Here is an 8,783-nt window from a genome sequence, read left to right as displayed (position 1 = left end):
GAAAACGGGGGAGAAGGGAAGGCGCCGGTTCGAGGTGGCCCGCGGGGGACGCGGCCACAGCGGACCGGCGCTTTCGCATCTGCGCCGGGGCTGCCTTCGGCGGAAGCCGCTCGGGGTGTGGCCTCAGCGGCAGCCGCGCAGGACGTTCCCTCAGCGGCAGCCGCTCACCCGCCCCTGGAGCAGCCGGGACAGGGCCGCGTGGACGTCGTCCAGGGAGCGCTCAGGCTGGAAGGACTTCCAGTCCAGCGCGGCCACCAGGACCATGCCGACCAGCGCGGCCGCCGTCAGCGGGACGTCGATCTCGTCGCTGAACTCGCCGCCCGCCACGCCCTCGCGCAGCACGTCCTCCACGACCGCTACGGCCTGCTGCCGGACCACCATCAGCGTGGACTGCCAGGCCCGGTTCGTGCGCCACAGCTCGGCCACGTACAACTGCGTGAAGGCCGGGTAGCGGTCGATGAAGACCAGTCCCGCGCGGATCATCGCGTCCAGGGCGTCGACCTTGGTGCCGCCCTCGCGGGCGGTCCGCTCGGCCGCTTCCCGCAGGGAGGCGGTGAGGAGGCCGACCCCGTGCCGCAGCAGTTCCTCGAAGAGGACGGACTTGCTCGCGAAGTTGTAGTAGACCGTGCCCTTCGCGACTCCGGCACGCTCGGCGATCTCGTCCACGGTCGTGGCGGAGAAACCCTGCTCGGCGATGAGTGTGACGGCCGCCTCGTAGAGCTTCTGCCGGGTGGCCTCGCGGCGCGTGCTGCCGCCCGACGCGGCACTGCTGCTTTCCATGGCCCTGATTGTCACAGGAACCTTTCCGGGTGATGTCACCGAAGGGCTGACAGGGGGTGTCACCGTAGGGCTCACAGGGGGTGTCACCGAAGCACTCACAGGCTCAGCTCCGGGTGCAGCCGGTCCAGCGTCCACACCTGGCGGCGGCGGGCCGCCACGGCGGTCAGCGCGAGGGCGCCCGCGGTGAACGCCGTCAGCACCACGCACGCGTGCCACACCGGTTCCAGACCACCGCCCGTGATGAGCCTGCGCAGGGCCTCGACGACGTAGCTCATCGGCAGGAAGGGGTGGAGCGCGTTGAAGAAGCCGGGGCTGGTCTGCACGGGGTACGTGCCGCCCGCAGAGGTCAGCTGGAGCATCAGCAGGGCGAGGACGAGGATCCGGCCCGCCGCCCCGAAGCGCGCGTTCAGCCACTGCACGATCGCCGCGAAGCACGCGGTCACCAGGAACAGGAAGCCCACCGTCCCGGCCGCCCGCACCATCTCCAGGCCGACCGCCCAGTGCAGCACCGACATCAGGGCCACCGTCTGGAGCACCCCGATCGCCACCACCGGCAGCCAGCCGGCCAGCGCGATCCGCCATGCCGAGGCGCCCGCGGCGAGCGCGCGCCGATTCATCGGCGTGATCAGCATGTAGGCCACCATCGCGCCCACCCACAGCGACAGCGGGATGAAGTACGGGGCGAACCCGGTGCCGTAGTTGGGCGCCTTGTGCAGGTCCTGGGAGGCGAGCCGCACGGGGTCGGCCATGACCTCGGTGCGCTGGTCGCGGTCCCGCTTGTCGTAGTCGGGGATCCGCTCCGCGCCGTCGTGCAGCCCGCCGGCGAGCTTGCCGGAGCCGTCGACGAGCTTGAACAAGCCGCCGTTGAGGTCGTCCGCGCCCGTCTTCAGATCACCGACGCCCTTGTCCAAGTCGACGGCGCCGGTCTTGGCCGTGCCGAGCCCCTTGTGCAGCTTCTTCGCGCCAGCGGCGACCTCGGCCGCCCCGTCGTTCAGCTTGTTGATCTTCTTGACGGCGTCGTCGAGGTCCTCGGAGAGGTGCGGCGCGCGCTCGGCCAGGGCCTGGGACTGCTTCTGGAGGGTGGCGAGGTTCTTGTCGAGCTTCGTCAGGTCGCCGTTCTGGTCCGCGATCAGCGTGTTGACGTCGTCGGCGATGACGGCGACGTCGGCGGCCGCGTCCTTGGCCTTCTTCAGGTCGGCACAGGCGGCGTCGGGCAGGACGGGGTCGTCGCAGCGCCTGGCGTAGACGCCGTTCAGCGTGTCCGAGGCCGTGCGGGCGCCCTTGGCGGCGGTCGGGGCCGTCTTCGCCAGGGTGTCCAGGTGCTTGCGGATCACACCGGAGGAGTCGGCGACGAGCCGGGCCGTGTCGCCGATGGTCTTCTCGTTGCCCTTCAGGAACGGGCCCACCTTGCCGGCGGTCGTGTTGACGCTGTCGGCGAGCTTCTGCGTGCCTTCCGCGACCCGCTTCGAGCCGTCCGCGAGGTCGCCCGCACCCGTGTGGAGCTTCTTCAGGCCCTTGGACAGCTTCCCGCTGCCGTCCTTGGCGTCCTTCAGGCCGTCGGCGAGGTCCTTGGAGCCCTTCTCGGCCTTCCCGATGCCGCCCTTGAGCTCGTCGGCCCCCTTCGCCGCCTTCACGGTCTTGCCGTGAATGTCGGAGAACGAGACGAAGATCTTGTCCAGGAAGGACCGCGACGTCTTCGTGGACGCGGCCTGCCGCACCTCGCTGAACACCGTCCGGGAGATCTGCCCGACGATGTAGTTGTTCGCGTCGTTGGTGCGCACCTGGAGGGCGCCGGTCTCCGGGGAGTTCCCGGAACTGGAGGCGATCCGCTCGCTGAAGTCGGCGGGCATGGTGAGCGACAGGTAGTACGTGCCGTCCTCGACACCCCTGCGGGCCTCGGCTGCACTCACCTCCTGCCAGTCGAAGGTCTTGCTGTCGTGCAGGCCCTTCGTGATGTCGTCACCCGCCGTGATCTTCTTCCCGTCGGCGGTCGCCCCCTTGTCGTCGTTCACGAGCGCCACGGGGATACGGTCCAGACGGCCGTACGGGTCCCAGAACGACCACAGGTACAGCGCGCCGTACAGCAGCGGCAGCACCAGCAGCGCGACCAGCGCGGCGCGCGGCAGCTTGCCCCGGCCGAAGCGGCGGAGCTCAAGCGCGGCCAGTCTCGGCGAGCGCATCGGCCTTCTCCTCTCCCTGGTCGGCCTGGTCGGCCTGGTCGGCCTTGTCGTCCTCGTCGGCCCGGTGATCGTCGCTGTCGTCCTGCTTCTCCTGGGTGGACACCCGGACGGCACCCTCTGGGGCCTCACTGCACACCGCCACGACCGTGGTCCCGGCGTCGGCGAGGGACCTGAGCAGGGACCAGACCTCGTCCCGCTCGCCGTCCGAGAGCTTGAGGTCGGTGTCGTCGACCCCGAGCAGCAGCGGCCGGGCGACGAGCGCGAGAGCGACCGACAGCCGCAGCGCCTCCAGACGCTCCAGATCGCGTACGGCGGTACGGGGGCCCTTGGGCAGCGCCTCCAGGTCGAGACCGGCGGCGGCCAGTGCCGCGCCGACGCGGCGCCCGGCCTCGGCCGCCCGCTCGCCGCGGGGCCGCAGCAGCCCGCGCAGGGAGTCGCCGAACCGCCGCTGGAGCAGCGCCCGTTCCCGCAGGTGCTCGCCGACGGTCAGGGCCGGGTCGAGGTCGGTGACCCCGGGTACATGGGCCAGGGCGCTGACGCGGCGCACGGCCGACAACTGCTTGGGGAGCCGGGCCCCGCCGACGGTGGCGGTGCCCTCCGCGATCTTCATCCGCCCCGTCAGCGCGAGCAGCAGGCACGTACGGCCGGACCCGGACGGGCCCTCGACCGCGACGAGTGACCCCGGCTCGGCGTCGACGGAGATGCCGCGGAACGCCCACCCGCGCGGCCCTTTGACCCCAAGGCCCTCGGCGGCGACCCGCGCCCCTCCCACTCGTTCCCCCACGAGTCTCCTTCGATTGAGAACTGAAGTTTTTGAACTGACTGGTCAGTGCAAAAACTACTCCGAACCTACGAGCGAGGCAAAACCGCAGGTCAGATCGGATTGTCAGTGCCATACCTCACGATGGGTCACATACGGCACTCCGTAACGGACATGCCGTCACACAGACGACAGGAGGTTCGTCATGGCCAGCTACCACGCAGCAGCCGCCCGCCGGCGCCGCGCCACCGGCCCTGCCCCCTCACTGACCGGTCCGGCGAGCGATGTCCACCCCGTGCTCCGCCGGGCCTCCGCCCCGCCCGCCGCCCTCGACCTGCTCGCCCAGGCCCGCGCCGGCCTCGACGAGGCCGCCGTCCTGGAAACTCCGAACGAGCGCTACGCGACCGCCCATCTCGCCGCCCTGCGCACGGCCGCCGCCGTGCTCGCCGCCCGAGGGCGGCCGGAGACCTCGCCCCGAGCCCGGGCCAAGATCAGGAGCGCCTGGGAAGTGCTCCCCGAGATCGCGCCCGAACTGTCCGAGTGGAGTGCGCTGTTCGCCGCCGGCGCCCGGCGCCGCGCCCGGGCCGAGGCGGGCATCCAGGACGCGGCCAGCAGCCGGGACGCCGACGACCTGATACGGGACGTGGCGATGTTCCTCCGCCTCGTCGAGCGCATGCTGGTCCTCCAGCCGGTCCTCCCGCAGCCCCGCCCGGACCAGGACCACCCGGAAGGACCGGGGGAGGGGCGGGACATGCCGGACGCGGGCTGAGCCGGCACCGGCGGCGCGAGTCCGCCGGTCGTGCCGACGCGTGCCCGGGTGAGGACCGGGCCATCCGGCTGCCCGGCCGGAGGCAATAGGGTGGGGGACGCCTGAAGTCTTCCCTCCCCGTCGCCGGGACCGGGGAAGACACCCCGTTCGCTCCGCCGTGCAAGAGGCGGTGCCGCGCCGAGGAGTCAACTGCCGTGTCGGACCCGATGCGCCCCCGCGCCTCACTCCGTACCGCCGTGGTCTGGGAGGTCCTCCAGGACGCCCTGGATCGCCGGGTCAAGGCCACGGGTCGGGAGTCGCTGGACGTCCTCGACACCGGGGGTGGCAGCGGCAACTTCGCGGTGCCCGTCGCCCGGCTCGGTCACCGGGTCACCGTCGTCGACCCCAGCCCCAACGCGCTGTTCGCCCTGGAGCGCCGCGCCGCCGAGGCAGGAGTCGCCGACCGGGTGAAGGGCGTGCAGGGCGACGCCCACGGCCTTTTCGACGTGGCCGAGCGCGGTGGCTACGACGTGGTGCTGTGCCACGGTGTCCTGGAGTACGTGGACGACCCGGCCGAGGGCGTCCGCAACGCGGTGGCGGCCCTGCGCTCCGAGGGCGTCCTCAGCCTGCTCGCCGCCGGTCTCGGGGGTGCCGTGCTGGCCCGCGCCCTCGCCGGGCACTTCAAGGAGGCCCGGCAGGCGCTCGACGACCCGAACGGGCGATGGGGCACGGGTGACCCCGTCCCGCGCCGCTTCACCGCCGACCAGCTCACCGGACTGGTCGAGGGCGCGGGCCTGCGCGTCGGCGCCGTGCACGGCGTGCGGGTCTTCGCCGACCTCGTGCCCGGCGTCCTCGTCGACACCGAGCCCGGCGCCCTGGAGGCGCTGCTGAAGCTGGAGGAGGCCGCCGCCGAGCTTCCCGCCTTCCACTCGGTGGCAACCCAGCTTCATGTGCTGGGTGAGACCGCTGGGACTGATGAGGTAAGCGAGACCGACGGGTCAAGCGAGGCATGAGCAGCTTCATGAGGTACCGCCGCTGATCAGCGCGTGGGCGGTGCATGGAGTACGCCACAGGCCCCCCGAATGGGGGCTTGGCGCCGTATGATCGAGGGAGACCGTTCCGGCATGACGGGTCGGCCGCCGGGGAATGTAGGCCTCAGCGAGCCGGGATGCTCATGGCGTGTTCCGGTTGGCCAATTGGCGCAGAGGGGCGGGTTTCACGGGGGCGATTCCCTGCCTATCCTGAAGAGACCCCCCGGGTCGCCCCGGCGACTGCACGATGAGGAGGACTCCGTGCCGCTCTCGGAGCACGAGCAGCGCATGCTCGAGCAGATGGAGCGAGCGCTGTACGCCGAAGATCCCAAGTTCGCGACGGCGCTCGAGGGAAGCGGGCTGCGTACGTACACCCGGCGACGGGTCTACCAGGCGGTCGCGGGCTTCCTCGTAGGTATTGCGCTCCTCATGGCCGGTATGGTCGCCAAACAGGTCTGGCTCAGCGTCGTGGGCTTCCTCGTCATGCTGGGCTGCGCGGTGCTCGCCGTGACCGGCTGGCGCAAGGCCCCCAAGCCGGGCGAACAGGCGGCCGGGGCCGGCGGACAGCCGGCCGCCCGCCGTCAGGGCCGGCAACGACGCTCCATGATGGACCGCATCGAGCAGCGCTGGCAGAAGCGCCGCGACGAGCAGGGCGGCCATTAGTCCGGAGCGTAGATCTCCAGGACACCTGAAGACATGAGTCAGGGGGTGACCACCGACTGGGTGGTCACCCCCTGACGCGTGCGCGTGCGTACGAAGCCCGACTGGCTCCCGGGGCGACTGGCTCCCGAGGGATGGACCTCTCCGAGGGGCCGCCCCCCGCCCGGTCCGGCGCGCGCTAGCCGGGGGGCGACGGGAAGCCGGACGCCTCACCGACCAACCCCGGGCAGACACAGCGAGGCCGGCCGGGCGCACAAACCCCCGACCGGCCGGAGCCACCCCCGCCCGTCAGCCCTGCTGCCCCGATGCCTTCCGCCACGTCGGCCGCAGCGCCAGGGCACGTTCCCGCACGCCCGACCACCAGGCCGACGCCGCCCACAGCACGCGCACGGTGGAGCGTGGGGCCAGCACCGCACGGAGTCTGGTGCCACGGCCGACCCCGGCGCTCAGGCCCGCCGCCGCACGGCGGACGTCGTCCGTGAGGCCCGCCGTCGGGCGGGGCCGCGGTGCGTACAGGACCTGCTCCACCGCGTTCGCCACCCGGTGCACCGAGGCCGCGGCCGTCGCGTCGAGGGAGCCCAGCCGGACGATACGGGCGGCCGCCTTGCGCGGAGTCTGTGACTCGTCCGGCGCGATGCCGAAGTCCCAGGCCGTGTCGGTCAGCTCCTGCCAGACGGCCAGTGTGTGCGGCACCGCGTCCGCCTCACCGCGGCCGTGCGCCCCCAGCCGGACCGCCCGGGTCCGCAGGCGCCACAGCATCGGTGCCAGTGGAAGCGCCAGGACGGCGAGGCCCGCGAGGACCCAGGCCAGGATGGCGTACCACTTCGGCCCGTCGTCGCCCGTGGGCAGCACCGCCTGCGGGGACTCGCTCGCGCACCCGCCGTCCAGCCTCCTCTGCTCCGGGGTGCAGCTCTCGCTCGCCGAGGGCGTCGGGGACGGCGCGGCCGATGACGTCTGGGACGGGCGCGCCACGTCCGGCACCGAGCTGCCGGGGCTCTCCGGCAGCGTGTACGGCGGCATCGAGCCGCGGTTCGGAGTCGGCTCGAAGCGGGTCCAGCCCACGCCCTCGAAGTACAGCTCGGGCCAGGCGTGCGCGTCGCGCAGCCCCACCGACACCGTGCCGTCCGCCTGCGGGGAACCGGGCGCGAAGCCCACCGCGACCCGGGCCGGTATGCCCAGGGAGCGGGCCATCGCCGCCATCGCGAAGGAGAAGTGCACGCAGAAGCCCTGCTTGTCCTGCAGGAACCGGGCGATCCCCTCCGAGCCGCTGCCGACCTGCACCTTGGTGTCGTACTCGAAGCCGCCGGTCACGGCGAACCAGTCCTGGAGCTTGACCGCCTGGTCGTAGGGGTTGGCGGCGCCCGCGGTGACCTGGCGGGCGGTGCGGGCCACCACCGAGGGCAGCGAGTCGGGCAGTTTGGTGAAGTCGCGCTTGATGGCCGCCGGCGGGGGCGCCGCCGAGGCCAGCTGCTCCGCCGTCGGCTGCACGTCCAGGCTCCTGACCTGGTACGTCAGTCCTTGTGTGTTCTGGCCGTGGTCGCCGACCAGCGTCATGCCCAGGGGCTCGTAACGCCAGTTGCCCCGGATGGTGACGCCGCTCGGCGGGTACGGCATGGGCAGCCAGTCCTGGCCGTACCAGCCGGCCGCCGTGATCGTGCTGTCGACCTCCGTGCGTTTGACGTCGGAGCCGAGCCCGATCGGGGTCGGGAAGGTGCCCTCGGGGACGGCGGTGATGGAGCGCCGGGCCGGTTTCCAGGTCGTGCCGTCGAACTCGTCCAGGGACACGATCCGCAGATAGAGGTCCGAGACGTCGGCCATCTTCGTCTTCACGGAGAGGACCTGCCGGTCCTCGTCCACGTTCAGATTGTCGCGCAGCGACACCAGCGGGTTCACGGCGGAGATCGTGCCGCCGCCGCCCGTGCCGCCGCCCGCGCCCGCGCCCACGGAGTCCAGCAGCCCCCCGTTCATCGCGGGCAGTCCGAGCGGCACCACCAGGGCGATGCCCAGCGCCACCACGCCGATCCGCCGGCCCGTGCGGACCGGGGCGATCGCGCCGCTCGGCTCTCCTCCGGCCATGCGCGGGGCCCCGCCGAAGACCCGGCCCCACTGGGAGAGCCGGTCCCGGCCCTCGGCCAGGAGCAGCATCAGATAGCCCGCCGCCGCGACCAGGAACCACAGCCAGTCCGTGCCCCCGTCGGACAGCCCCGCGGCCACCGAGTACAGCGCGAGCAGTGGCAGACCGGCCGGGGCGGCACTGCGGAAGGTCACCGCGAGGGTGTCCACCAGCAGCCCGATGATCAGGACACCGCCGATGAGCATCAGCCGGATGCCGTCGGACTCCAGGGGAGCCGGGATGGCGTACCGCGCGATGTCGTCCCCGCCCTGCCGGAGCAGGAGCGCGAAGCGGTCGAGGGCGTCAGGCCCGGGCACCAGCCCGGCGAGGGCCTGCTCACGGGCGAACACGAACGTCAGCAGCAGCACCGTGACCACTGCCTGTGCCGCCACCGTCAGCGGGCGCGCCAGCGGCACCCTGCGGGCCGCGGCACCCACGCCCGCCTGCACGGCCAGCAGGAAGGCCGCCTGCACGATCCAGGTCGCCGGCTTGACGAGGGGCAGGAGGGCGC

At 72.4% G+C, this 8,783-nt stretch carries 7 protein-coding genes; 3 read left to right on the top strand and 4 right to left on the bottom strand.

Translation table 11 applies throughout. The annotated features are described in order from the left end of the window. Positions 1–150 precede the first annotated feature (150 nt). From CA983_RS36290 to CA983_RS36280, 3 genes are all read right to left on the bottom strand, one after another. Positions 151–780, bottom strand: a complete 630-nt coding sequence (locus tag CA983_RS36290) for a TetR/AcrR family transcriptional regulator (protein WP_059423228.1) — start codon at positions 778–780, stop codon at positions 151–153. A 95-nt stretch (positions 781–875) separates the two neighbouring features. Then, positions 876–2,960, bottom strand: coding sequence for a YhgE/Pip family protein (locus CA983_RS36285; protein ID WP_086604995.1), 2,085 nt, complete (start codon positions 2,958–2,960; stop codon positions 876–878). Further along, positions 2,932–3,744 carry an ATP-binding cassette domain-containing protein gene (locus CA983_RS36280; protein ID WP_244207240.1) on the bottom strand — a complete coding sequence of 271 codons (813 nt, stop codon included), beginning with the start codon at positions 3,742–3,744 and terminating at the stop codon, positions 2,932–2,934. The genes CA983_RS36285 and CA983_RS36280 overlap by 29 nt, the downstream gene beginning before the upstream one ends. Positions 3,745–3,925: 181 nt before the next feature. Between CA983_RS36280 and CA983_RS36275 the strand changes: the two genes are divergently transcribed. The 3 genes from CA983_RS36275 to CA983_RS36265 all read left to right on the top strand — a co-directional run bounded on the left by CA983_RS36275 (position 3,926) and on the right by CA983_RS36265 (position 6,162). Continuing rightward, entirely contained in the window at positions 3,926–4,489 is a 564-nt protein-coding gene (locus tag CA983_RS36275; protein WP_086604993.1) for an SAV_6107 family HEPN domain-containing protein, read from the top strand. Between the two features lie 194 nt (positions 4,490–4,683). Then, positions 4,684–5,481 carry a methyltransferase gene (locus tag CA983_RS36270; RefSeq protein WP_086604992.1) on the top strand — a complete coding sequence of 266 codons (798 nt, stop codon included), beginning with the start codon at positions 4,684–4,686 and terminating at the stop codon, positions 5,479–5,481. Between the two features lie 279 nt (positions 5,482–5,760). Further along, positions 5,761–6,162, top strand: coding sequence for a DUF3040 domain-containing protein (locus tag CA983_RS36265; RefSeq protein WP_086604991.1), 402 nt, complete (start codon positions 5,761–5,763; stop codon positions 6,160–6,162). A gap of 285 nt (positions 6,163–6,447) precedes the next feature. On the opposite strand, the gene CA983_RS36260 is transcribed toward CA983_RS36265, so the two are convergent. Beyond that, positions 6,448–8,783: transglutaminase TgpA family protein (locus CA983_RS36260; RefSeq protein WP_107500320.1), on the bottom strand; the 2,336-nt coding region annotated here is incomplete at its 5' end.

Origin of the sequence: Streptomyces swartbergensis (genome assembly GCF_002148965.1) — a bacterium.
GTDB lineage: Bacteria > Actinomycetota > Actinomycetes > Streptomycetales > Streptomycetaceae > Streptomyces > Streptomyces swartbergensis.
The sequence above is the reverse complement of the archived record's forward strand: the minus strand, read 5'-3'. Positions and strand labels throughout refer to the sequence as shown.

Coding starts and splice junctions, on each gene's coding strand:
- CA983_RS36275 (WP_086604993.1), top strand. CDS start 3,926: ATGGCCAGCTACCACGCAGCAGCCGCCCGCCGGCGCCGCGCCACCGGC.
- CA983_RS36290 (WP_059423228.1), bottom strand. CDS start 780: ATGGAAAGCAGCAGTGCCGCGTCGGGCGGCAGCACGCGCCGCGAGGCC.
- CA983_RS36285 (WP_086604995.1), bottom strand. CDS start 2,960: ATGCGCTCGCCGAGACTGGCCGCGCTTGAGCTCCGCCGCTTCGGCCGG.